Origin of the sequence: Microbacterium sp. AK031, assembly GCF_024807145.1 — a bacterium.
Taxonomy (GTDB): Bacteria; Actinomycetota; Actinomycetes; order Actinomycetales; family Microbacteriaceae; genus Microbacterium.
In genome coordinates this window covers 117866-141977 of record NZ_JANUCA010000008.1, presented here as the reverse complement: position 1 = coordinate 141977, position 24112 = coordinate 117866, and the positions used below count along the sequence as shown (strand labels likewise).

23 protein-coding genes and 1 pseudogene are annotated in these 24112 nt (G+C 66.1%); 8 read left to right on the top strand and 16 right to left on the bottom strand.

The features are described from left to right. Nucleotides 1-19: 19 nt before the first annotated feature. Nucleotides 20-127, top strand: a pseudogene (locus HDC95_RS14695) (VOC family protein); the annotation flags it as partial. On the opposite strand, the gene HDC95_RS14690 reads toward HDC95_RS14695, so the two are convergent. The 5 genes from HDC95_RS14690 to HDC95_RS14670 are packed head-to-tail and all read right to left on the bottom strand — an operon-like array spanning nt 112 to nt 4890. Further along, nucleotides 112-1080: an ROK family protein gene (locus HDC95_RS14690; protein WP_259064358.1), complete on the bottom strand. Its 969-nt coding sequence runs from the start codon at nt 1078-1080 to the stop codon at nt 112-114. The pseudogene HDC95_RS14695 and the gene HDC95_RS14690 sit on opposite strands and share 16 nt — an antisense overlap. Next, nucleotides 1077-1781, bottom strand: coding sequence for an N-acetylmannosamine-6-phosphate 2-epimerase (locus HDC95_RS14685; RefSeq protein WP_259064357.1), 705 nt, complete (start codon nt 1779-1781; stop codon nt 1077-1079). Before HDC95_RS14685 ends, HDC95_RS14690 begins: the two co-directional genes overlap by 4 nt. After that, entirely contained in the window at nt 1778-2638 is an 861-nt protein-coding gene (locus tag HDC95_RS14680; RefSeq protein ID WP_259064356.1) for a carbohydrate ABC transporter permease, read from the bottom strand. Before HDC95_RS14680 ends, HDC95_RS14685 begins: the two co-directional genes overlap by 4 nt. Beyond that, a complete protein-coding gene (locus tag HDC95_RS14675; RefSeq protein ID WP_259064355.1) occupies nt 2625-3593 on the bottom strand; it encodes a carbohydrate ABC transporter permease in 969 nt (322 codons plus the stop codon). Before HDC95_RS14675 ends, HDC95_RS14680 begins: the two co-directional genes overlap by 14 nt. A 10-nt stretch (nt 3594-3603) precedes the next feature. After that, entirely contained in the window at nt 3604-4890 is a 1287-nt protein-coding gene (locus tag HDC95_RS14670) for an ABC transporter substrate-binding protein (RefSeq protein ID WP_259064354.1), read from the bottom strand. 126 nt (nt 4891-5016) lie between these two features. On the opposite strand from HDC95_RS14670, the gene HDC95_RS14665 reads away from it, so the two are divergent. Together HDC95_RS14665 and HDC95_RS14660 are read left to right on the top strand one after the other, a co-directional pair. Beyond that, a complete protein-coding gene (locus HDC95_RS14665) occupies nt 5017-5733 on the top strand; it encodes a GntR family transcriptional regulator (protein WP_259064353.1) in 717 nt (238 codons plus the stop codon). A 30-nt stretch (nt 5734-5763) separates the two neighbouring features. After that, nucleotides 5764-7275 (top strand): DUF4127 family protein, encoded by a 1512-nt coding sequence (locus HDC95_RS14660; RefSeq protein WP_259064352.1) that lies wholly within the window; start codon nt 5764-5766, stop codon nt 7273-7275. 2 nt (nt 7276-7277) lie between these two features. On the opposite strand, the gene HDC95_RS14655 is transcribed toward HDC95_RS14660, so the two are convergent. The 3 genes from HDC95_RS14655 to hisD (HDC95_RS14645) form a co-directional block, all read right to left on the bottom strand. Beyond that, entirely contained in the window at nt 7278-8993 is a 1716-nt protein-coding gene (locus HDC95_RS14655; protein WP_259064351.1) for an AarF/ABC1/UbiB kinase family protein, read from the bottom strand. Nucleotides 8994-9050: 57 nt separating this feature from the next. Then, nucleotides 9051-9626: a PadR family transcriptional regulator gene (locus tag HDC95_RS14650; RefSeq protein ID WP_259064350.1), complete on the bottom strand. Its 576-nt coding sequence runs from the start codon at nt 9624-9626 to the stop codon at nt 9051-9053. 130 nt (nt 9627-9756) lie between these two features. Continuing rightward, nucleotides 9757-11070 carry a histidinol dehydrogenase gene (gene hisD, locus HDC95_RS14645; protein WP_259064349.1) on the bottom strand — a complete coding sequence of 438 codons (1314 nt, stop codon included), beginning with the start codon at nt 11068-11070 and terminating at the stop codon, nt 9757-9759. Nucleotides 11071-11147: 77 nt separating this feature from the next. On the opposite strand from hisD (HDC95_RS14645), the gene HDC95_RS14640 reads away from it, so the two are divergent. Next, a complete protein-coding gene (locus HDC95_RS14640) occupies nt 11148-12074 on the top strand; it encodes a LysR family transcriptional regulator (RefSeq protein ID WP_259064348.1) in 927 nt (308 codons plus the stop codon). Between the two features lie 9 nt (nt 12075-12083). Here the strand turns inward: HDC95_RS14640 and HDC95_RS14635 are convergent, their stop codons facing one another. The 4 genes from HDC95_RS14635 to HDC95_RS14620 all read right to left on the bottom strand — a co-directional run bounded on the left by HDC95_RS14635 (nt 12084) and on the right by HDC95_RS14620 (nt 16238). Further along, nucleotides 12084-12881, bottom strand: a complete 798-nt coding sequence (locus tag HDC95_RS14635; protein WP_259064347.1) for a nitrilase-related carbon-nitrogen hydrolase — start codon at nt 12879-12881, stop codon at nt 12084-12086. A 75-nt stretch (nt 12882-12956) separates the two neighbouring features. Next, complete coding sequence (locus HDC95_RS14630; protein ID WP_259064346.1) at nt 12957-14105, bottom strand: cupin domain-containing protein; 1149 nt, start codon at nt 14103-14105, stop codon at nt 12957-12959. A gap of 22 nt (nt 14106-14127) precedes the next feature. Next, on the bottom strand, nt 14128-15108 hold the full coding sequence (locus HDC95_RS14625) for an ester cyclase (RefSeq protein WP_259064345.1): 981 nt from the start codon (nt 15106-15108) through the stop codon (nt 14128-14130). Between the two features lie 128 nt (nt 15109-15236). Then, nucleotides 15237-16238 carry a LacI family DNA-binding transcriptional regulator gene (locus HDC95_RS14620; RefSeq protein WP_259064344.1) on the bottom strand — a complete coding sequence of 334 codons (1002 nt, stop codon included), beginning with the start codon at nt 16236-16238 and terminating at the stop codon, nt 15237-15239. Between the two features lie 100 nt (nt 16239-16338). Between HDC95_RS14620 and hisD (HDC95_RS14615) the strand changes: the two genes are divergently transcribed. From hisD (HDC95_RS14615) to HDC95_RS14605, 3 genes are read left to right on the top strand one after another with little or no spacing between them, the layout of a single operon-like run. Further along, a complete protein-coding gene (gene hisD, locus HDC95_RS14615; protein ID WP_259064343.1) occupies nt 16339-17667 on the top strand; it encodes a histidinol dehydrogenase in 1329 nt (442 codons plus the stop codon). After that, complete coding sequence (locus HDC95_RS14610) at nt 17664-18422, top strand: SDR family NAD(P)-dependent oxidoreductase (RefSeq protein ID WP_259064342.1); 759 nt, start codon at nt 17664-17666, stop codon at nt 18420-18422. Before hisD (HDC95_RS14615) ends, HDC95_RS14610 begins: the two co-directional genes overlap by 4 nt. Further along, nucleotides 18422-19162 carry an HpcH/HpaI aldolase/citrate lyase family protein gene (locus HDC95_RS14605; RefSeq protein WP_259064341.1) on the top strand — a complete coding sequence of 247 codons (741 nt, stop codon included), beginning with the start codon at nt 18422-18424 and terminating at the stop codon, nt 19160-19162. The genes HDC95_RS14610 and HDC95_RS14605 overlap by 1 nt, the downstream gene beginning before the upstream one ends. A gap of 15 nt (nt 19163-19177) precedes the next feature. On the opposite strand, the gene HDC95_RS14600 is transcribed toward HDC95_RS14605, so the two are convergent. The 4 genes from HDC95_RS14600 to HDC95_RS14585 form a co-directional block, all read right to left on the bottom strand. Further along, the gene (locus tag HDC95_RS14600) at nt 19178-19864 is read right to left on the bottom strand and encodes an alpha/beta hydrolase (protein ID WP_259064339.1); all 687 of its coding nucleotides are present in this window, start codon (nt 19862-19864) and stop codon (nt 19178-19180) included. A gap of 1 nt (nt 19865) precedes the next feature. Beyond that, nucleotides 19866-20759 carry a carbohydrate ABC transporter permease gene (locus HDC95_RS14595; RefSeq protein ID WP_259064337.1) on the bottom strand — a complete coding sequence of 298 codons (894 nt, stop codon included), beginning with the start codon at nt 20757-20759 and terminating at the stop codon, nt 19866-19868. Then, nucleotides 20756-21628 carry a carbohydrate ABC transporter permease gene (locus HDC95_RS14590; RefSeq protein ID WP_259064336.1) on the bottom strand — a complete coding sequence of 291 codons (873 nt, stop codon included), beginning with the start codon at nt 21626-21628 and terminating at the stop codon, nt 20756-20758. Before HDC95_RS14590 ends, HDC95_RS14595 begins: the two co-directional genes overlap by 4 nt. Nucleotides 21629-21700: 72 nt before the next feature. Continuing rightward, a complete protein-coding gene (locus tag HDC95_RS14585; protein WP_259064335.1) occupies nt 21701-23008 on the bottom strand; it encodes an ABC transporter substrate-binding protein in 1308 nt (435 codons plus the stop codon). Nucleotides 23009-23285: 277 nt separating this feature from the next. Here HDC95_RS14585 and HDC95_RS14580 point away from each other — a divergent pair, with 277 nt between their 5' ends. Beyond that, complete coding sequence (locus HDC95_RS14580; RefSeq protein WP_259064334.1) at nt 23286-24038, top strand: SDR family NAD(P)-dependent oxidoreductase; 753 nt, start codon at nt 23286-23288, stop codon at nt 24036-24038. The last annotated feature ends 74 nt before the right edge of the window (nt 24039-24112 follow it).

The window sequence follows — 24112 nt, the reverse complement described above, 5'->3', positions numbered from 1 at the left end:
CATGTCAAGAGGTTGTACGGCCGCCGATGTCACGATCACCGCCGCACCGGTCGACGGACCGTTCGGTCGGACGTTCACCGTCGCGGATCCGGACGGGTACCGCGTCACGGTTCACGACAAGGCGTGAGCCAGGATCGCCGCGCCGGTCAGCGTGGCGTCCACCGCGAGTTCCGCCGGAACGATGCGCGCGCGAGAAGGTCCTGGCAGCGCCGACGTGCGGTAGCTCGACTCGACAGCGCCGAGGTACCGCGAACCGATCTCGGCGACACCCCCGCCGATCACGATCGTGTCGACATCCAGCAGGGCGTTGGCCGAGGCGAGCACTCGGCCGAGGAACCGGGCACCGTCGTCGATCACCTCGATCGCCATGGCGTCTCCGCGCTGCGCGAGTGCATCGATCTCGCGCAGGCCGGCGCGCACGCCTGACTTCTCGAGGTATGTCTGCTCCATCGCCGGACCCGACGCCGCAGCCTCGACATGGCCGTGGCCGCCGCACGGGCACTGGCGCGCCGCCAGCGAGTCGGGCATGACGACCTCCGCGTGCCCCAGCGATCCCGCCGTCCCCGTTGCTCCGCGGTGCAGCCCGTCGGCGAACACGACGGCGCCACCGATTCCGGTACCGACGGCGGCCATCAGGATGCTGTCGCTCCCCGCGCCGGCGCCGATCTGCGCCTCCGCGACCGCAGCGGCATGCACATCGTTCACGACGGCGACGCGGATGCCGTCAGCACCAATGCCGGCCAGAGCATCCGCCATCGCCGTGGGAAGCGGGAAGCCTGCCCAACCGGCGATCGCATCCGTCGCCGAGAAGATGCCGCCATCCGCACCGACCACGCCGGCCGTCCCTATGCCGACCGCGGTGAGCTCCGCCCCGTCGCACAGGCCAGCGATGACATCGGCAACGACCCGCACGACGGCCGGACCACCTGCATCGGCGGGCGTGGGCACTGTGCGCACGTCGGTCACCATCCGCAGGCGAGCAGACCCACGCCCGGCGCTCCCGGCAGAGCCACCGGCACTCCCCTCAACGAACCCCGCAACGGCGATCTTCGTGCCGCCGACGTCGACGCCGATGATCATGCGCGCACTCCGGCTGCGAGGTCGACGAATCGCCTCGTGATCGCGACGGGGTCGGTGATCGCACCGCCGACGACGGCGGCGAGAGCACCGGCGTCGAATGCCGCGATGACCTGCGCCGGTGTCCGGTATCGCCCCTCGGCCATGGTGGGGATTCCTGCCGCGACCAGTTCAGCGACCAGTCGCAGATCCGGATCCTCATTCCGCTCCGAATCCACAGCATGCCTCGACTCCGGGGTGTATCCCGAGAGTGTCGTACCGACGACCGACGCACCGTTCTCCCACGCCAGCACCCCCTCTTCGAAGGTCGAGACGTCGGCCATCACCGGTCGCTGTGTGGCATTCGCGATCTCCTGCAGGAAGGCGAACCGTCGGCCGAGCTGTTCGACCGTGGCATCCACAGCGATGATGTCGGCACCAGCCTCGGCCAGACCGACCGCAAGGCCAACCTCGGGCGTGATGATGTTGCGGATGCCGTTGTGAACCTTGTGCAGACCGATGATCGGCAGATCGGTGATGGGCCGCAACCGCCGGATGTCATCCGGACCGTTCAGTCGCAGCCCGTGCGCCCCACCCATGAGCGCCGACTCGGCGAGCGCGCCGATGACCTCCACGTTGCGCACCGGTGTCCCATCATCCGCCTGCACGGAGACGACGATGCCACCGGCGAGCGCCGCGAGAGCAGGGGGAAGGGGATGTGTCATTTCAATGCTCCTGCGGCTGCGCCGCCGATGAAGAACTTCTGGCCGATCAGAAAGATGACGACCGCGGGCAGAGTGAACAGCACGCACGCCGCCATCAGCGGACCCCACGCGACATCATTCTCACCGAAGAACGCGTACAGCCCCAGCGACAGCGTGTAACTGGATTCGTCGTTCAGATAGATGAGCGGGTTGAGGAAGTCGGTCCACGCCCAGACGAACTGGAAGATGGCCGCCGTGATGATCGCCGGGCGCGCCAGTGGCAGCACGATGGTGGCGTACGTGCGGAACTCGGATGCCCCGTCCAGGCGGGCAGCCTCGATCAGTTCATCCGGCACTGCGAGCAGGAACTGCCGGATCATGAAGATGAAGAACGGCGTGCCGAGGAACGCCGGCACGATGAGCGGCAGGTACGAATTCGTCGCTCCGAGCCCGTTCCAGACGAGGAACAGAGGGATCAGGGTCACCTGCGGCGGCAGCATCATCGTCGCGAGCACCAGGATGAGCAACGGCCGGGAGCCGCGCCAGCGCACCTTGGCCAGTGAGTACGCGACCAGCGGGCACGAGATCACCGTGCCCAGGATGCTCATCCCCGAGACGAACAGCGTGTTGCCGAGGTAGCGCCAGATCGGGATCTGGTCGAACGCCTTGGCGAAGTTCTCGAGTGTCCAGTCGGCCGGCAGCAGCGTGGGCGGCGAGGAGAAGATATCCGTGGGCGTCTTGAACGCCGTGGACAGCATCACCAGCAGCGGAAACAGGAACACCAGCGCGAGCAGAGCGACCGAGATCTGCTGCCTGACCCGCCGAGTGAGAGGCCGGCGGCGGCGAGGCGTGCGCGAGGTCGCGTCAATTGCTGCCATCGTGCACCCACTTCTTCGAAGACGCGAGCACGATGAGGCTCACGATCAATGTGACGAGGAACAGGGTCCAAGCCATGGCAGAGGCGTACCCCATCTTCAAGAAGACGAACGCGTTCTGGTACAGATACATCGCATACGAGAGCATCGACTGACCTGGGCCGGAGCTCGCCTGATTGAGCCGCTCCTGCGCCATGATGTACGGCTGAGCGAAGATCTGCAGGAAGCCGATGATGCTCACGATGACCTGGAAGAGCGTGACAGGAGAGACCGTCGGCCAGGTGACGTTCGTGAAGCGGCGCCAGATCCCCGCGCCGTCGAGTTCCGCCGCTTCGTACAGTTCCTTCGGCACCTCCTGCAGGGCAGCGAGATAGATGATCATGGTTCCTCCCACCGTCCACAGCGAGAGGAAGATGATCGACGGCCTCGTGAAGTCGGGGTTCTGCAACCACGCCGGTCCCTCTATCCCGAACGATGAGAGGAAGAAGTTGACGAATCCGTACTCCGCATTCAGCATCCATCGCCATAGGTATCCGCCGACCACGACCGGGACGATCGAGGGCAGATAGATCAGTGCGCGGTACAGCGGCTGCCCTCGCACCGGCGTGTTCAACAGGTGCGCGCCGGCGAGCGCGATGCCGATCGACAGCGGCACGCCGAAGACGGTGAGGATCGCAGTGTTCACGAGCGACTTCCAGAACACGCCGTCGTTGAACATCTGAAAATAGTTGGCGAGGCCGACCCATTCCGGGGACTGGAAAAGGTTGAAGTCGGTGAAGCTGTAATACGCGGATGCTGCGATCGGGTAGGCGAACAGGAACACGAATCCGACGATGAACGGTGCGGCGAAGGCGAGACCGATGAGGGTCGACCGCCGCCGACGAGGCCGGCGACCGCCGCCGGATCCGGCAGGGCGCGCGCCCTGCCGGATCCGGCTCGAGACTGTGGTGGCGGTCACGGTGCGAACGTCACTTCTGGGAGTAGTTCGCCATGCGCGATTCGACCGTGGCAATGGCATCCTCCGGCGTCGACGTCAACCTGACGACCTCGTCGAATGCCGTCTTCAGGTCAGCCGCGTACTCGGCACTGTACGGAGCGCTCGCGAGCGACTGCGCATTCGGCGACTTGGCCGCCTCAGCCCAGACATCGAAGTTCTCCAGGTCGGCATAGGCATCGCTGCCGGCGAGGGATATACGACCGGGCAGGTTGCCGAGCGCGAGGCTGAACTTCTCCATCGGCTCCTCGCTGACGAGGTAGGCCAGGAACTTCGCAGCCTCTTCCTTGTGCTTCGAGTTCGCCGGGATGAACAGCGTGCTGGCCGTCACCTGCGTGCTGTTCTCCAGATCGGGCGAGGCAGCCGGGATCGCGGTGACTCCCCAGTCGAGCTCAGGTGCGACCTTGCCCGCGCTGGCTGCGCGCCATTCGCCGTCGATGATCATCGCGACCTTGCCACTGAAGAACGGATCCTGCGCCGACAAGTACTCGCCCTGACCCGAGACGAACGTCGAGAGGGCTTCAGCGCCGACGGGCTCGACGATGTTCTCCTGGTACCACTCGAGCGCCTCGAGGTTGCCGGCATCAGCGGGGGTCGGGCCGTCCTCGCCGTCCCACGATCCGCCGAACGCGAAGCCCAGCGTTGTGAGCGTGGTGCTGTCGTTGGCCGATCCGAGCCCGAGCTGTGAGATCTTGCCCGAGTCGACGACGGTGAGCTTCTGCGCCGCTTCGGCGAGCTCGTCCATCGTGGTGGGCGGCGTGATGCCCGCCTCGTCGAGCAGCGTCTTGTTGTAGAGCAGCTGGAAGCTGTGGATCGCGATGGGCAGCGCGTACGTCGTGCCGTCGTAGCTCATCTGGTCCATCGCGCTGGGGATGAAGTCGTCGACGTCGATGCCCTCCGCCGCGATCGCTTCGTCCAGCGGAGCGAGAACGCCCTTCGACGCCCACGCGCCGACGTTGTTGCCGAAGTTGTCCGAGATGTCGAACGAGCCGCTCGATGATGACATCGAGGTGAGCTGCTTCTGCTGGTCAGGACTGGAGACGCCCTTGACGACAATCTCGTCCTGGCTCTCGTTGAAGTCGGCGATGATCTCCTCCAGCGCCTCCGCTTCAGCTCCGCCCCACAGGTACGAGAACGTGATCTCGGTCTTGCCGTCGGCTCCTGCTCCGCCTCCCGCGCATCCGGCGAGCGCGGCGACGGTCACGGCCGTCAGGGCTCCTGCAACGAGAACCCGCCTTGTCTTGTGCTGCTGCAACTGCATCGAAGAACTCCACTCATCTATGAGATCCCGCGATTGGTGTAGTCCAATTACAGGTGTTGATCACAGAGATTGACACACAACCCTGCTTGTCGTCAAGATTGGGTTAGTCCAAAGAGAGGGCGTGCGATGACTTCAGCCGAAGCTGCCTCGAAGCACGAGCGTGTGCGGATGCACGTCGAGCAGATGATCACTCAGGGGCTTTCACCCCATGAGAAGTTGCCGACCGAGCGCGACCTCGCCGAGACGCTCGAGGTGAATCGGCAGACCGTGCGACGCGCACTCGACGACCTCGAGCGCGAGGGCGCCGTGTACCGGATGCAGGGCGCGGGCACCTTCGTCAGCGAGACGCGGATCAGCAAGAGTTTCGAGCTGACGTCGTTCTCTGAGGACATGCGCGCGCGCAACATGCGCCCCGGCTCGAAATCGGTCGAGGTCGCGGTCGAAGCGGCAGGCCAGACAGTGGGTTACGCACTCAACCTGAGCCCCCGCGACGATGTGGTGCGCGTGCGCCGTGTGCGCACCGGCGATGACATCCCGATCTGCCTGGAGGAATCCTCGTTCGCGGCGGGATCGGTCCCCGGCCTCGAGGACGGTATCATCGGCGATTCCCTCTACGACGACCTCCGCAGCCGGTTCGGACTCGTCGCCGTGCGCGCCGATCAGGAGATCCATGCGGTCGTCCTCGACGAAGCGCAGGCCGCCGCTCTGCACACGCCGCCGTTCTCCCCCGCTTTTCTGGTGAAGCGCACGACATACGACGCGCGCAGCCGGCCGATCGAGTATGCGGAGTCCGTGTACCGCGGCGACCGCTACTCGTATCAGCTTTCGATCTCCCGACCCTGAGTACCCTCCTCCGCGAAAGGCCTCCCGAACGTGTCAGAGCCCACTTCCCCCGCACGCCAGCGCATCGCGCTGCTCCCCCTGGACGATCGGCCGGTGAACGTACTCCTCCCTGGCGATGTCGCCAGGGTTGCCGGCATGACGCTGGACGTGCCACCGGCGGGAATCTTGCCCTCATATCGCAGGGCAGGCGATGCGGATGCATTGGGCAGCTGGTTGCTGGAGCGGGCTGCGGACCCCGAGACCGTCCACATCCTGGTGTCGATCGACATGCTGCTGTACGGCGGACTGATCGCCAGCAGGACGAGCGATGACACGACCCGCACAGTGCTGGCACGGCTCGACACCCTGCGCGAGGTGCACCGTCTGCGCCCTGAACTGCCGATCTCTGCGGTCTCTCTGGTCACCCGCGCGAGCAACTCCAACTCCGCCACTGAAGAACCGCTCTACTGGAACGATCATGGCATGCAGTTGCACACTCTCGGCGGCGATGCGCACCGGCTTCTCGGCGAGGCCGACGTGGTGCCGTTGGACGAGCTGACCCCGGTACCGGCGGAAACCGTCTCGGACTACTCCACCCGCCGTCTGCGCAACCACATCGTGAATCTCTCGGCGCTCGATCTGATCGAAGACGGCACTCTCGATTTCTTGGCGATCACGGCGGATGACACGGCGCCGTTCGCTGCCGGCAGCGCCGAGCAGGTGTGGCTGCGTCATTGGATGCGGATGCTGCCCACCGGCCGCGAGGTGCTCATGTACCCCGGCGCCGATGAGGTCGGCGCCGTGCTGGTCGCGCGCGCACTCACGACGAATGCCGGTGTCACAGCCTCCTTCGCCGTGGCGTGCGCGGATCCGGAAGGACCTACCCGCATCCCGCCGTACGAGAACATGCCGCTGTCTGCATCCGCGAGCCGCCAGATCCGTGCCGCCGGCGCGATCGAGGTGACCGAGAACGCCGACGTGACGCTGGTGCTGCATGCGCCGGATCCGAGTCGTCACGACATGTTCCGTGGTCGTCCGGATGTCGTCGATGAGAATGCCGTGCGCGCCACCGTCGATCTCGTGCGCGCGCGGGTCGATGCCGGGGAGCGGGTGGCTCTTGCCGATGTCCGGTATCCGAACGGCTCGGATGAAGCGCTCGGGCGTGCACTCGCCGCGGCAGGGTTGCTGGAGAAGCTGGACGCCTACGGCGGCTGGAACACCGCAGGCAACACGCTCGGCAGCGTCGTGGCGATCGCGGCGGCGGGTGTCGTCGGACGCGCGAGCGGAACCTACGACGCGAAAGCCGCGCGAATCGCACTGCTCACCCGCCTGCTCGATGACTTCGCCTACCAGGCGGTGGTGCGCGTCGACGCCGGTCCGTCGTTGTTCCCCGATCGGTTCCCGATGTCTGATGCCGTGCTCGTAGCCGACGCCGAACGGGCTCTCCATACCGAACTCGCAGCGTTCCTCGACTCGATGCTCCCCGCAGATGGTGTGCGCCTCACCGAGCTGACGCTGCCGTGGCGGCGGTCGTTCGAGATCGGGATCACGCTGGAGCAGTAAGGCTACCGCCGCCCCACCCCGACGAACAGCGCATAGAGCAGTGGCACCGCCGATGTCGCCATCAGCACGATTCCGAGCGGCGCAGCGGGGACGAGCAGCACGGCTCCCCCGACCAGCAACCCGCCGAACAGCAGCGCCGCCACGGCGCGACGTCCGATGCGCATCAGTGAGTCGAGGCGGCGCTCCAACCGTGACGTGTCGAATGACACGGTGCCATCGTCGATCCGCGTGATCACATCGTCGATGCGTGCCGGCAGACGCCAGGTGGTCGCGGCTGTCGAGGCCGCTTGGCGAGCGAACGCCTGAGCGACGTTGCCGCTCTCGTCGCGGATCAGGCGAGCAGCGTACGGCTCCGCGGCATCCCACACGTTGAAGGCGGGATCGAGCCCGCTGCACATGCCCGATGTCAGCGAGACCGCGCGGAAGAGCAGCAGCATGTTCTCCGGCAGCTGCAGCGGCAGGGACCGCATGGTGTCGCCGAACTCGTTCGCGAATCCTCGGAACTCGCGGGGGTCGACCTTGCTGAGCTCGACGAAGCCCATCCCACCGAAACGGTCGAACAGCGCGGCGAGCGCGCGTTCGAGTTCGAGAGTGTCGGCCGATGGCAGCAGCACGCCGATCTCCTGCGCCGCCGTCACCAGGCCCTTGCTGTCACGCCCCGCGACAGCGACGAGCAGCGTGCGCAGACCGTCGCGCAGGTTGTCCGGAACCTCGGCCATCATCCCGAAGTCCACGAAGGTCAAGCGCCAGGGCCTCGCCTCGCCGGACACGGCGGACGCAGCATCCGGCGCAGCCAGCGGCGTGACGAAGATGTTGCCAGGATGCGGATCGGCATGCACGAAGCTGTGCGTGAACACCTGGTCGAACATGACCTCGGCGAAGACGTCCGCGACCTTGCTCGGGTCGATCCCGGCCCGGCGAAGCGCGGCCGTGTCGTTGATCTTGATCGCCGTGACGTCCGACAGCGTCAGCACGCGGCGGGTGACACGCTCCCACACGATCGCCGGCGTCCCGACCCGAGGATCATCTGCGAAGTTCTCGGCGAAGCGCTCGGCGTTCGCGGCCTCATGCAGGTAGTCGATCTCCTCGAGACAGGTCGCGGCGAACTCCTCGACGAGCGCGGGAGCGTCGACGCGATCCGAGACGATGCGGATCCGGCGCAACCAGCCCGCCACACGTCGAAGGGCCGTGAGGTCGGTCGCCACGATCGCGTCGATACCGGGGCGCTGCACCTTGACGACGACATCGCGCAGTCCCGTGTCGGCCGCGTCGAGATCGGAGAGGCGTGCGCGATGCACCTGACCGAGGGATGCCGCGGCAAGAGGCCGCTCGTCGAACCAGGCGAAGGCGCGCTCGAGCGACACCCCGAGCTCGGCCTCGGCCAGCCTCTTGATGTCGGCGAACGGGACCGCCGGCACTTCGTCCTGCAGCCCTGCGAGCTCCTGAGTGATTTCGGGCGGCAGCACGTCGAGACGGGACGACATGAACTGGCCGACCTTGATCATGAGTCCGCCGAGATCGACCGCCAGCACATGGAAGCGACGCGCGAAGTTCTGCATCCTCGGCGCGCGCGTGCGCTCGGATACGCCGGCGAACCCGAACCTGGGCAGGACGAGCTCGAACCACCAGATCTTCAGGAACTCGAGCGCGGCGAAGAAGATTATGCGGCGGTAACGGGCGCGGTGAGTCGTGCGTGCGGCGTCCGCAGCATCCGTCATCGCCTCATCCTCTCGCCCCGATCAGGCAGGATGCCCGACCGGGCGGTGCGGGGCGAGTCAGTCCTGCGCAAGGATCGCGTACAGCCTACGACGCGCCTCGTCGAGCACGGTCACCGCCTCATGCACCTGCTCGGGTGTACCGGTGCGGGCCACCTGGGCGGCAGCGCCGGCGAGATCCATGCCGGCCTTGGGGAGCGCCGTGAGGTTGCTGTGATCGTGGGACGAGAACGCCTCCCACGGTGCCGGCTTGTCGGCAACGATCTCGGCCTCTTCGCGGCCCGCACCCGTGAGCGAGTAGGTCTTGCGACCGTTCTGCTCCTCGGCGGTGATGAGCCCCTCATCGGCGAGCAGCTGCAGGGTGGGGTAGACGGATCCGGCACTCGGCTTCCACGAGCCTCCGGAGCGCTCGGCGATCTCGTTGATGATCTGATAGCCGTGCATCGGCTCCTCGGCGAGCAGCGTGATGACTGCCGCACGCACATCGCCTCGCGCCATACGCGATGGCCCTCCGGTGCGCTGCTCGAACGACTTGCGGAATTGATCCATCGCGTCGAAGATCGCGGCTGCCGGACCACCAGGTCCGCCGAATCCTGATGCGCCACCGAACGCACCGGTGGGGAATGAGCTGTTCATGTTGTCCTCCTCGTTCGAACGGACTGATGATCGGTTAACGATATATCGTTCAGTGTCGTTCGGGAAGAGGTCCCGCGGGATCACCCCGGGGTCAGAGCCCGCGGGACCGTCCCGGAGATCAGAGCGGAGATCAGAGCCTCGCCAGCCGCATCGTCGCCGTGGCGCTGTGCGCTGCCATCCCCTCGGAGTCCGAGATCACCTGAACGGCATTCGCCACGGCCGGCGTCGCCTCGCGTGCGACGCGCTGGTACGTCAGCGGCTTGAGGAAGCGCGAGACCGACAGTCCCGCGCTGTGCTTGGCGCCGCCGGCAGTCGGCAGCACGTGGTTGGTTCCTGCCATCCCCTTGTCCGAGTACGCGACGGTGCTCCACGGGCCGATGAAGATCGAGCCGTAGTTGCGCAGGTTGTCGTGGAACCACTCGTCATCGGCGGTGAGCAGCTCAAGGTGCTCCGGGGCGAGGTCGTCCATGAGCGCAGCGGCCGTCTCACGGTCATCAGCGACGGTCACGAACCCGTAGTCCCGCCACGCCGCACCGGCGATCGACGCCGTCTCCAGCGTCGCGAGCTGACGCTCCACGGCGTCGATGACGGCACGACCGTGCTCTTCGGATGTCGTCACCAGTGCCGCCGGGGAATTCGGGCCGTGCTCGGCCTGACCGAGCAGGTCGGCGGCGACCAGTTCTGGGTCGGCTGTCTCATCGGAGATCACCGCGACCTCGGAGGGTCCGGCGAGGAGGTCGATCGCCACAGCCCCGAAGAGCTGTCGCTTCGCCTCGGCGACGTAGGCGTTGCCCGCACCGACGAGCATGTCGATCGGCAGCTCGCCGAGCAGTCCGTACGCCATCGCGGCGAGCGCCTGAACGCCGCCGAGCACGAACACGCGATCGACTCCGGAGAGGTGCGCGGCGTAGACGACAGCGTCATTGGCCCCACCGTCGGGCTGAGGCGGCGTGCAGGCGATGACGGTCGGAACTCCCGCAGCCTTCGCGACACCGACGGTCATGAACGCACTCGCCGTGAGTGGGAACCGGCCCGCCGGGAGATAGGCCCCCACGCGAGAGACCGGAATGTAGCGCGCTCCGGTCACGACCCCCGGCACGAGTTCGGTCTCGAAATCGGACAGGTGTGCTCGCTGCTCCTTGGCGAACGCGAGCGTGCGCTCCGATCCGAGCTCGATCGCCTCGCGGAGATCTGCGGGAAGTCGATCGCCGCTGGTCGCGATCTGCTCAGCGCTCAGCTCGACGCTCCCGCCCTCGTAGCGATCCAGCTTGTGCGCGTAGTCGAGCACCGCATCCATGCCACGGGCCTGGATGTCGCTGAGCATCGCGGAGACGGTCTCGATCACCGCGGGGTCGCGCTGCGCGGCCGGCGCGTCGATGAGAGGGGTCTTGAGGTGGCGGAAGGAGCCGCTGAGACGGTCGAGGACAGCTGGGGTATAACGCATGCAAGCAGGCTAAGCGCGCCCTCACCATCACACAAGACGAGACAACCCTGGATATTCCATAGGGTTTACCATTGGCTATGACCATCAGTCAGTTGCGAGCTTTTCTCGCCGCGCTCGAGCACGGCTCCTTCACTGCAGCATCCGTGCACCTCGACCTCACCCAGGCATCCGTATCCGAGCTCGTCTCGAGGCTCGAACGCGAACTCGGCGTCGCGCTGTTCACGCGTGGAAGTCGCCGGCTGGTGCCGACTGAAGCCGCGATCGAACTGCGCCCGCACGCCGCGCAGGCCGTGAGCGCCGTGCGCAACGGCATCGACACGATCGACGCGCTCACGTCCCTCGAGCGCGGCACCTGCACGTTCGGCGTCCTGCGCAACGCCGCCTACTACGACCTCGCCGATCTGGTGGAGAACTTCCACCACCGGCATCCGAATGTCCGCATCCGTCTGATCGGCATCAACTCCGCGCTCGTCGCTCGCTCGATCGCCGAGGGCGAGATCGAAGCGGGTTTACTCGTCCTGCCGATCGACGAGGCCGGCCTGGACGTCAGGCCGCTCTTCCGCGACGAGGTGCTCTACGCCTCCAGCACTCGCCCCGCTGAGGCTGGGCCGGTCTCGATCGAGGAGGCAGCATCGGCGAAGCTCGTGCTCTACGACGCCTTCGCTGGTTGGGATGATCCCACCCGCCGTCAGCTGCGCGAGCGTGCGCGATGGAACGGTCTGACGATCGAACCCGCGATCGAGGTCGAGCACGTCGAGACGGCGCTCAGCCTCGTCGCCGCAGGCGCAGCGGACACCATCGTGTCGCGCACCATCGCCGAATCCGCCGGATTCCCTGACACGATCCGCACGGCACCGTTCGCCGAGCCGATGCACGACACCATCGCCCTCGTGCAGCGGGAAGGCGTACTGCTCTCGCCTGCGACCAAGCAGCTCGCCGAGCTCGCAGAGCGGATGCTGCGCGAGCGCATCGACGAACACCAGGGCCGCAGCAGCGTGGCGTGAGAAGCGGGGTCAGTACAGCTCCGACCGCCGGTCGGCGAAGAGATCGTTGTACTCGCCGATCCCCTTGTTCCGCGCATCCGCAACCGAGACCGCTGCGAGAGTCAACCCGGAGCGGAACGCCTCGACCACCCACCCCTGCTCGTCGACGATCGCGGTGCCACCGGTCCAGCTCACACCGCGCTCGTCGCCGTGCCGGTCGGCGATCACCGTCGGCAGCCGCGACGAACGCGCGGCCGCCATGGCTTGGATGAGTTCGGGCGGATGCTCTCCCTCCGGCCGCGGGACGAGCGGCCAGTTCACCGGGAGAGCGAGGACGTCTGCCCCGCCGAGGGCGAGATTTCGGGGCACCTCCGGGAACTCGTTGTCGTAGCAGATGGCGACGCCGAGCCGGCCGAAATCCGTGTCGACCAGGATGCCGGCGGCATCACCCGGCGTGAACACCAGGCTCTCCGCACCCCAGAGATGCGCCTTGCGATAGTCGGCCAGGCGCGTCGTCGAGGTAAGGACGGCCGCACTGTTGAACAGATCGGAACCGGCCGACTCGCAGTAGCCGACGACCACGACGACCCCCTCCGGGATCGCGGCATGCACGGCATCCCATCGCTCGTCGTCCCGAGTAAGCGCCAGCGACTCGGCCTCCTCGCGATCGGCGAAGACGTATCCGCTCGTCGCCAGCTCCGGCAGCACGATGAGACCGGCGCCGCAGCCTGCGGCATCCTGGATCCCCCGCACGATCCTGGTCAGATTGCCCTCGAGATCGCCGATGCGGATCGTCGGCGACACCGCCGCCAAGGTGAGCCTGCTCATCGCGTTCCCCCTTCCCTCCGTCCGCGAAAGAGGGTGCGAGACGACGACCGCCGTCTCGCGCCCCTCATCCGATTCTCAGTCGTCTTCCGTCGCGGTGACCATCACGCCGAGCGGCGCGAGGTATCCGTTGGGGTCGATCGTCAGGTCAGCGGCTTCCGCGGCCGCGATGACCTCTGGTGCCCACTCGAGATAGACGCGGTCGTCGCCGCCGTTGATCACGACGATCTCGCCGGGTCCGGACTCGCCGTCCTCGACGCACACGTACGAACGCCAGCTGCCCTCCGGCACCGAGAACGAGTCGCTCGGCCCAAGGGTCACCGTGGTCGACGGGTCGCCGTTGAGCGTGACGTCCCAGCGACCCGACTTGATCAGCAGCGCCTGAGTGCGCGAGTGGCGGTGCTGCAGCACACCCTGTCCCGCAGCGGCCCGCACCCAGGCCACGTTGAACGAATGCGGTTCGTGGATCGACGGCACCTGGCGGCGGTTCTCCGTCATGCCGTATCCGATGACGAGCGCGAGATCGACCGCGCCCCCGTCGACGGCGGTGCACAGCAGCGCGTGGGAGGAGTACTTGCGATCTCCCGGCTGGATGACGCGCGAGCGCAGCTCCTCGACCGAGTACGAGGTCAGCTCGTCGATGTAGTGCTGCTTCATCGGGGTGATGAGGGGCACGTCATCGGGGATGACATCGCCGGCGACGGTGTCGATGAGCTGATTGTCCGCCGTCAGGTGCAGTCCGTACGACTCCGCCTCGCGCAGCACCGAGGGGCCCCAGATGATCCCTCCGGTGTCGTCGCGCCCGAGCACCGTATAGAGGATGCCCTCGTCCGGCCCCTCGTTGGTGAACCCGCGGAAGATCCAGGTCGGGATCGAGATGATGTCGCCGTCGTGGCTGACGTACTCACCCTGCTTCCCGTCCACACCCCAGCGGAGTCGGAACTCACCACCGAGGTTGATGAACACCTCCGCGGTGAAGTGCATGTGCAGGTTGTTCGAGATGCCGTTCGGCATTCCAGCCGCCCCGGTGTTGAATCCGTGGTTCTCGGTGAGGTTGATGTACTGGCTGGCGTTCTGCGAGACGCCGACCCCGATGAAGGAGTAGTTCTCCTTCTGATCCGATCCCGGGGTGCGGCAGTCGATGAATGCCGAGTTGCAGGGCACCCAGTCCGAGCGTCGGATGGTCCGGCGCGCGATCTCGGTGTCGTCGACGATGACGTCGCTCATGATTGTTGTTCTCCTTGTTCGATCAGTAGATGTTCGACGGGCCCACTGGCTCGTCACCACGGGATCCGGCGATCTGGGCGCGCAGCGCGATGTCGTCCCAGATGCGCACTTCTTTGACGATGGCGCCCTGGTGCAGCGTGAACTGCGAGATGCCGAGCAGATCCACCGGCTTGCCGGTCAGCGGCCCATAGTTCGGCACGCCGTTGTAGTCGCCGACGAACTTCCAGGTGACGGCGACGCGGAGACCGGCGTACCGGACGTCGTAATTGGTCTGGATGTCGCGGATCTCGAAGTGTCCGCCAGGGAACGACTCGAGCAGGCGCAGCAGCGCACGCCGGTATCCCTCCGGACGGATGACGACGCGGTTGCCGACGGTCTGCAGCACGAGATCGCGGTGGAAGAACCGCTCGACCTTCTGCAGGTCGCGGTCGTTCCATACGGTCTGGATCATCTCGAGGACGGTCTCGACTTCGGAACGGTAGTCGTCGTTGCGGGGACCGGAGTCCCCGGCCGCGATCGGATCAGTCGGAGCCGGCTCGCTCCACGAACCGGTGTACCCCCGGAACGCCTGCGCCCTGGCCAGCTCCTCGAGGTCGTCGCCGTTCTCCAGCGCACTGGCCAGAGAGTCGCGAACGACCCATTCCTCGACCATTCGGCCCCGGCGATACAGGCAGTTGGCGATCGTCCGGCTGTGCTGCGAGGTGAGAAGGTGCCCGGAGAGCACGAGGTGCGAGCTGAGGAAGGCGTCATCGCCGCGCGCCTCCCAGATGACGTCCTCCGCCTGGCCGGTCCGATCCGGCGTCGCCGAGATGCGCATCAGCGTTCCTTCGATGACCTCGTCGCGTGTGGTCGAGGTTCCGTAGGCGCCGTGAACGATCGAATCCGGCTCGTAGTTCTCACGGATGTAGCTGATCGACCTGTCGACCCAGATGAGGTCGGTGACCTCACGGATGAAGTCGTCGGGGTCTTTGTAGGGCTGGTATGCGACCGGGTCGAGAGGCACGCTGTTTCACTCCTTTGACATCATCGCCCGCGATTCTTCGATGATCACGTGTCGATGTAGGCAGTGTATGCGTATGCACAACCGGATGCAATAGTGGTCGTCGAGACACACGGGTGCCAGCGGTCGGATCAGGCCGGCTTCGCCTGCGCCAGCGTGCGACGCGGCTGGAACGTCGAGTCGAAAGCGCGGTGCTCGACCGGCGCCTCGGGCTGCTGGATGCGCCGCACGACGAGGTCGGCGGCCGCACATGCCATGCCCGCGATGTCGAAGCCGACCGTCGCCAAGTCGATGATCGGCCACTCTGCTTCGGGGAGATCGTCGAAGCCGACGATGGAGACGTCCTGCGGCACGCTCAGGCCGGCACGATGGGCGGCGTTCAACGCACCGTATGCGACGACATCGTTGCCGCAGAACAGCAGGGTGGGCGGGTCCGGCTGCTGCAGCAGCTCCTTCGCCGCTTCCTCGCCGGCGTTGGCGCTGTAGCGGCTGCGACGCACATCGCGCTCGGACAGCGAGATCCCGTGGGCACCCAGCGCCGCGCGCAGCGCGCTCTCACGACTCTGCGCCGTGCTGGTGTTGCTCGGACCCAGCACTGCACCGACATGGCGATGGCCGAGTTCGACCGCGCGGGCGACCGCCTGGGCATACCCGGGGATCGGATCGACGATCGCCGCATCGGCGTCGACGAGCGATCCGGTGCGGTTGAAATAGACGAACGGGAGGCCGCGGTCTTTCAGGCGCACCGGCGCCACGGACTCCATCAGCGTCGTGGCCAGGATGACGCCGTCAACACCATTCGCTATCAGGCGCTCGGCGATCGTGTCATTGTCGGCGGACTCGGTGTGCAGCATCAGTTGATAGCCGAACTTCTCGAGTTCTCGGTGCACTGGAGCGATGATGTGCGAATAGAACTGGTTGTCCACGTCTGTCAGCAGCAGGCCGATCCGACGGGTGCGACCGGATGAGAGCGCACGGCCGGCCTCACTGGGCACGTAACCCAGCAGCCGAGCGGCGTCGCGCACTCTGCTCTTCGTCTCATCCGACACCCTGGCGTCGTCCCTGAGCGCGCGGGACACCGTCGGCTGAGACACCCCCGCCAGTCGTGCGACATCTCGACTCGTCACCACCATCACGGACCTCCCCCTGGGTTCAAGGGATTCTAGCGGCCTTGACCTCCGTGTGCATACGCGGTCATAATCTAAACATACGTATGCAACGAGAGGAACGGATATGCCCCGGCATCTGAAGAGCGCGCCCAGAAAGACATTCGCCGACACGGCGCAGAAGGATGTCGCAGAGCGCGTGGGGACCATCATCGACGACATCCGCAGCAGCGGCGACGACGCCGTGCGCCGCTATGCGGAGCAGTTCGACAACTGGAGTCCGGAGTCGTACCGCCTCTCCGATGAGCAGATCGATCAGATCATGGACACGCTCGATCCTCAGGTGATCACCGACATCGAGTTCGTTCAGACCCAGGTGCGACGTTTCGCTCAGGCACAGCGCGACTCCCTCGTCGATCTCGAGGTCGAGACGCTGCCGGGTGTGTTCCTCGGACAGAAGCATGTCCCCGTGCAGGCCGCCGGTGCCTACATCCCCGGTGGCAAGTATCCGCTCACGGCATCCGCGCACATGACGATCATCACCGCCAAGGTCGCCGGTGTACCGCGCGTCATCGCCTGCACTCCACCGATCCGCGGCGAGATCCCCGCCGCCACCATCGCGGCGATGAAGCTCGCCGGCGCGGACGAGATCTACGTGCTCGGCGGAGTGCAGGCAGTCGCGGCCATGGCCATCGGCACCGACACGATCGAGCCCGTCAACCTCATCGCCGGGCCGGGCAACGCCTACGTCGCAGAGGCCAAGCGTCAGCTGTTCGGTGAAGTGGGAATCGACCTGTTCGCCGGTCCCACCGAGATCCTCATCGTCGCGGACGAGCATGCTGACCCGTTCTTCACGGCCGTCGATCTGCTCTCGCAGGCCGAGCACGGCCCGGAGTCTCCCGCGGTGCTCGTGACGACGTCGCAGAAGCTCGGCGAAGAGGTCATGGACTGGATCGAGCGCCTGCTGCCGAACATGCCCACGCGTGACTACGCAGAGCCCGCCTGGCGGGACTGGGGTCAGGTCATCGTCGCCGACGACCTGGATGAGGCCTACCGCATCGCCGACGACTTCGCGTCCGAGCACGTGCAGATCTTCACCCAGAACCCGCGCGAGGCTCTCACGAAGATGCACGACTACGGCGCCCTGTTCCTCGGCGAGAACACGTGCGTCTCGTACGGCGACAAGGTCATCGGCACCAACCACGTGCTCCCCACCCTCGGCGCAGCACGTTACACAGGCGGACTGTGGGTCGGGAAGTATCTGCGGACCGTCACGTACCAAGAGGTCGTGAACGAGACCTCTTCCGCCGAACTCGGCGAAGTGTGCGGGCGCGCGGCACGAGTGGAGTTCTTCGAGGGGCACGCGCGTTCCGGCGATGCGAGGGCCTGGCGTCACGCGGGCACGAGCTTCGACTGGATCGACGAGAGCCGCGCAGTGCAGGCGACGCCGCGATGACCGACCTGACCGGACGAAGCGCCGTCATCACCGGCGGCGGCAGCGGCCTGGGGGCGGCGATCGCCCGGTCGCTGCATTCGCAAGGCGCCGAGGTCATCCTCGTGGGTCGCGACGAGGCGAAGCTCGCCTCGGTCACCACGGGCCTCGGCTCGCGGGCGCGCTGGCTGACGGCTGACGTGTCGGATGCCGCATCCGTCGACGCTTTACGCGATGCACTCGCCGATACCGAGGTGTCGATCCTGGTCAACAACGCCGGCATCCCCGGCCCTGTCGCCGCTCTCGTCGACATCGAAGTGGATGCCTGGGACGACGTGTTCGCCGTCAACGTGCGGGGCACGTACCTGCTGTGCCGCGCATTCCTCCCCGGCATGATCCAGCGCGGCGACGGCGACGTCATCAACGTGGCATCCGTCTCCGGCAAGCGACCGCTCGCGCACCGCACGCCGTACTGCGCATCGAAGATGGCAGTGATCGGCCTCACCTCGACGCTCGCGTTCGAGGTGGGCCCCTCGGGTGTACGGGTAAACACGCTCTCTCCCGGACCGGTCGCCGGACCGCGCATGGAGCGCAACTTCCGGCTCGAGGCGGAACGGTCGAGATCAAGCGTCGACGACGCCGAGCAGGCTTTCGTCTCGCGCGCTGCGCTGGGACGCATGGTCACCGAGGACGAGGTGGGCGCTGCAGTCGTGGCGATGCTCGGGATGCCTGGAATGTGCGGCGCCGACGTCGATCTGTCCGCGGGGATGGTGGCGTGATGGCTTCGCTGCGTGCGCGCGCCCGGTCAGGCGAGAAGCTGATCGGCGCCCTGTTGAGGATGCCGTCCGAAGAACTCGTCGAGATGAACGCCATCGCCGGCATGGATTTCGTGCTCATCGACTGCGAGCACGGTCCCGCCGACCTGATCGCACTGCGACAGCACATCGTCCTGGCATCGGTGCACAACGTGCCCGTGATCGTCCGTATCGGCGAGAACGATCCCGGTCAGATCCTGCGGGTGCTGGATCAGGGCGCCGAGGGGATCCTCGCGCCGCACCTGGATACCGGCGCGCAGGCAGACGCTCTCGTCGCCGCCACCATGTACCCGCCGGTGGGCACGCGTGGCTTCGCGACCTACAGTCGGGCCGGACGCTTCGGCGAGGTGGATGCCGGCGCCCACCGCGACTGGTACTTGGAGAACACTCTGGTGCTCGGGATGATCGAGTCGCCGCTGGGCGTCGCGAACGTCGCCGAGATCGTCGCGAGCGCGCGTCTGGACGGCATCATGATCGGTCCGGCCGATCTCGCCGCGTCGAGCGGTTCGGGCGACCTGCCTGTTCCGGATGCCGTCGCCGCTGTCAATGCAGAACTCGAACGCGCGGGGTCGCTGCGGATGGATATCGTGGGAACCCGCGCGGCCGCAGAGGCCGCCTTCGCCGACGGTGCGGATCTCGTCGTCTACAACCTCGCGTCGTCCCTGATGGCGCACCTTCGAGGGCTCGCCGCTCCGCTCGGCTGAAGCGCCGGCACCCGGTCACGCCCGCAGCTTCGCCCGCCACGAGCTCAGCAGTCGCCCGAACTCTCGCGGCTTCTCCATCGGAAGCAGGTGGCCGGCGTCGTAGGACACGAGGCGCGCGCGGGAGATCTCGGACGCGATCTCGGTGTGGAAGTGCGGCGGGCAGATCACGTCATCGCGCCCAGAGACCACCAGCGTCGGGGTCGGCAGGTCGGACAGCCTGCCGAGCAGGTCGACTCTCGTTCCCTGCATCAGCAGCTGGGCGCGCAATGCGGCGGCATCCGTCGCGCGGCCCATCCCGCGCACGCGATCCGCCAAGCCGGGGTGCTCCTGCGACGCATCAGGTGACAGCAACGAGGGGAGGATGCGCTCCTGCAGTGCTTCCGGGTCCTCCCCCGCGTCGAGGCGCGCGATCCAGTCATCCCAGCCGGCGCGCTGTGCCGGGGTCGGCACCTTCGCATTCGTGGAGACCAGGCACATGCCGGCCACGCGTTCCGGTGCGGCAAGTGCCAGAGCCATCGCGACGATCGCTCCGAGGGAGAGACCGGCGATCACGAACCGATCGGGAAGTTCCCCGAGCAGCGCGCCGACCTGAGCATCCATGCTCTCGTGCGTGAGGGCAGGATGGATCGCATGCTCGAAGCCGGTTCCCGCCCAGAGGTCCTCCGTGCAGTTCATGCCGGCCAGCAGCACGAGAGGAGGCATGTCAGCCCTTCACTGCGCCGTCGCTGAGTCCGGCGACGAGATACTTCTGCGCGACGAACGCGATGACGAAGACCGGGATGGTGAGGAGCATCGAGGCCGCTCCCGCCTGTTGCAGCATCGGGAGGGTCTGTCCGAGCTGGGTGGCGATGAACACCGGCACGGTCTTGGACGAGGTGTCGGTGAGCACGAGAGCGGTGAGGTATTCCTGGAAGGCGAACAGGAAGACGAAGATGCCGGCCGTGAGGATGCCGGGCCCCATGAGCGGGATCATCACCTTGCGCAGCATCCCGATCCGCGTGCATCCGTCGATCATCGCGGCCTCATCGAGCTCTTTGGGGATCTCGGCGAAGAAGTTGCGCAGCAGCCAGATCGTGAATGGCTGGTTGATGGCGACCAGCGCTATGGCGAGCGCGAACGTCGTGTCGTAGATGCCCAACGCCCGGCTGATGTCGTACATCGGCAGCACGACCGCGAAGCGCGGAAGCGCACGGAAGACGAGAGCGAGGATCAGAAGGAGCGCTGACACGTAGCTCGGGAATCTCGAGAGTGCGTAGGCGGCGGGGATGCCGATGATCAGCGCCACGACGGTCGACACCACGGCCACCACCAGGGTGTTGACGAGATAGTCGGCGAAGTACGTCGTCTCCCACAGATCGACGAACGCCTGGAAAGTGGGCTCATACCCCCAGAGGACCGGCGGGTTGGAGAAGGCGACGTCGGTCGGCTTGGTCACCGACAGCGTCATCCAGATGAACGGACTCAGCGCCACGAAGCAGAGGATCGTGAGAAGGATGCCGGTGATGACGGGCGGACGACGACGCGACGAGGTGCGCCGCTTCGAGGATCCGCCTGTGACGATCGCCCTCGTGGAGAGCTCGGCTGCGGTGAGACTCATCGTTCGGCCTTCGCTTCCTTGAAGATGCCCCGGATGAACGGGATCAGCATGATGAGGATGAGGATGATCGTGAGGACGTTGATCGCGCTGCCGAGACCGAGCTGCTGGGCCCCGTCGGCGAAGGCGACCGAGTAGACGTACATCATGATCGATTCGTTGCCTATCGCCTGCGCCTGAGGCGAGAGCGGGATGAGGTTGTCGAACATCCGCAGGACATCCATGATCGTGATCAGCGTGACGAAGCCGAGCACGCCGCGGATCGTCGGGATGATCACGTGCAGATGCGTCTGGAGAGCGTTCGCGCCGTCGATGCGCGCCGCCTCCTTGAGCTCTTGAGGCACTCCTTGAAGCCCGGCCAGGATGATGAGCATCGCGAACGGGAGCATGTGCCAGACGGTGTTCGCCGTGACGAGGATCGCGTTGGGCACCTGGTCCGTGAACCAGAGCACCTGCGTTCCGCCGAAGAATCCGATGAGCCGGTTGACGACTCCACCGAAGTTGTCATCGAACAGCCACGAGTAGGCGACGGCCCCGACGAGGTTCGGCAGTACGTACGAGACCAGCATGATTCCGAGAACCAGCGGTCGAGATGTCGTGATCCGGTTGATCCCGGTCGCGACGATGTAGCCGAACACGAGCAGGATCACCGTCGTGACGACGGTCACCGCGACGGTGAACAGCACCGCCTTGCCGAAGCGCACATCCGTGAGCGCCGCGGCGAAGTTGTCGAGTCCGACGAATGTGCCGGGTGTGCCGTAACGGACCTGCTCGAGACTCCACTGCACGGTTCTCACCAGCGGGAGCACGAGAAGCGCACCCATCACCAGCAGACTCGGGAAGAAGAGGATCCAGAACTCACGTGCCTTCATGTGCGTCCCTCCTGGACGGGCTGTGGCCTGAACAGCGCGCTCAGGCCACAGTCATCATCTGATGTTCGCTGGTCAGCCGGCGACCTTTTCACCGGCCGCCTGCATCTGCGCCAGACCCTCGTCGACGGAGACGTTGCCGTTGAGGACCTGAACGAGGATCGGACGGATCTCGTTCGTGACTGTCGCCTGGATCGGAGAGACGATCGGGGGCATCGCCGTCGCCATCGACTCGTTCGCGGCGGCACCGTACGGCGAGTTCTCCTCGGTGACCATTCCCTCACGTGCGGGGTATGCGGCGGGAACGGATGCCTCGGATGCGTCCTCGCTGACGGCGGATGCCATCATGACGAAGAGCATGTCGTGGTCGAGCTTCGTGTTGAAGGGGATCGACCATCCGTCGATGGAGAGGCGGTTGTACGAGTACTCGGCGTCGGCGGTGACCTTCGGAGCAGGTGCGAAGCCGATCGAGTCGAACAGCTTGGAGTTGGACTCCATCGTCAGATCGACCATGCGACCGGAGAACATGATCGACATCGCCGCCGTGCCGTTGAACATCTGCTGCTGCACCTTCGGCTGATCGAACGTCGTCACCTGCGGGTCCATATAAGGCTTCAGCGCCAGCAGCGATTCCAGCGCCTGCTTGGCCTCGGGGGTGTCGAGCGTCACCTGTCCATCGGCGGTGACGAAGTCGGAGCCGAGAGAGTTCATGGCCGCCTGGTAGCTGGTGGTGACATCGCTGGTCGCGAGCCACGGCAGGGCGATCGGGTAGTCCATGACGCCCGCCTCCGTGATGGCCTCGGCCGCGTCGACCATCTCGTCGAACGTCGTCGGCGCTTCGAGTCCGAGGTCCTCGAAGACGTCGGTGCGGTACGCCATGACGTACATCTGCGCCTGCATCGGCAGCGCGTAGAGTTCGCCGTCGTATGACATGCCCTCGCGCATCGATTCGCTGATCTCGTCCAGCCCGTAGTCGGCGGCGTACTTGTCGTAAAGATCATTCAGCGGGACCAGCTTCTCCTCATCTGCGAAGCCGGGGATCACGAACCCGTAGGTCTCGATGATGTCGTACGTACCCGTCTCGCCTGCAAGAGTCGCCGTGGTCTTGGTGACCTGTCCTCCGAAGTCGATCGGATCGTGCTTCAGCGTCACGTCGTCGGTCGAACAGCTCGAGACCATCGTGTCGGTGAAGGGATCGATCGCCGACGAGTTGTACGCCAGAACATTGACCGTAGTCTTGCCTTCGGGAGCGGTGTAGTCGCACGACACCGTTGTCGCGTTCTCATTTTCGGTGCGGGTTCCAGCGCCACAGCTGCTCAGGGCAATGACGCCCACTGCTGCGAGTGCGAGAACCGGCAAAACCCGATGCTTCATGTGTGCCATGCCCCGATGGTATACGTATGCACCCGAGTTAGGGAAGCCTATGTTCTCGGAATTTTACATGTTGGACATACGTATACGAGTCGGATGCATTCGCAGCGTGCGGACCGTCTCCTTCTCCCATGTCGTCAGCCACCGACGTGACCGCGCCGTCGAGCAATAGCGCAGCCTCTCGATGTCAAGGCCAGAGCGACGGATGAGAGAGCGACGTATGGTCGAGGGGAGCGGACCGGCCGAGAAGCTCTCCCGGTGCAGCGCCCGCTCGGGAAGGAGCCGGCTCATGGCTCAGTACGACGTGTCAGACCGCTCGGCGATCGTCACCGGAGCAGGCAGCGGAATCGGCAAGTCCGCCGCCATGCTGCTCGCGCAGAACGGCGCGGCCGTGGTCGTGAACGACCTGAACGGAGAAGCGGCGCAGTCGGTGGTCGACGAGATCCGCGCCGCAGGCGGTGTCGCCGAAGCATCTGCGGGTGATGCGACGGACACGGAATGGATCGCCTCATCCGTCGAACTCGCGAACACACTCGCACCACTGCGCATCGGGGTGAACAATGCCGGCATCGGCGGCGCAGCCGCGCCGACAGCCGAATACGGCGACGACGACTGGGACAAGGTCATCGCGATCAACCTCAACGCGGTCTTCCGCAACATGAAGGCGCAGATCCCGTCGATCCTCGGCAACGGCGGCGGTTCGGTGGTGAACATCGCGTCGATCCTGGGCAGCGTCGGCTTCGCCACGTCTCCCGCCTACGTCGCCGCGAAGCACGGCGTGGTGGGCATGACCAAGACGGCCGCGTTGGAGTACTCCGCGCAGGGCGTCCGCGTGAACTCGGTCGGACCGGGTTTCATCGACACTCCCCTGCTGGCGCAGATGGATGCCGACGCGAAGGAGTTCCTCGTGTCGAAGCATCCGATCGGACGGCTCGGACAACCCGATGAGGTCGCGAACCTCATCGTCTTCCTCGCGAGCGATGCGGCGAGCTTCATCACCGGCAGCTACCACCTCGTGGATGGCGGGTACACGGCACCCTGACCCGCTACCTCCTGAGGGTGGGACACAGCACCCGAGAGCAGCCGCGAGGAACGGCCCCGGCTTCATGTGCCGTT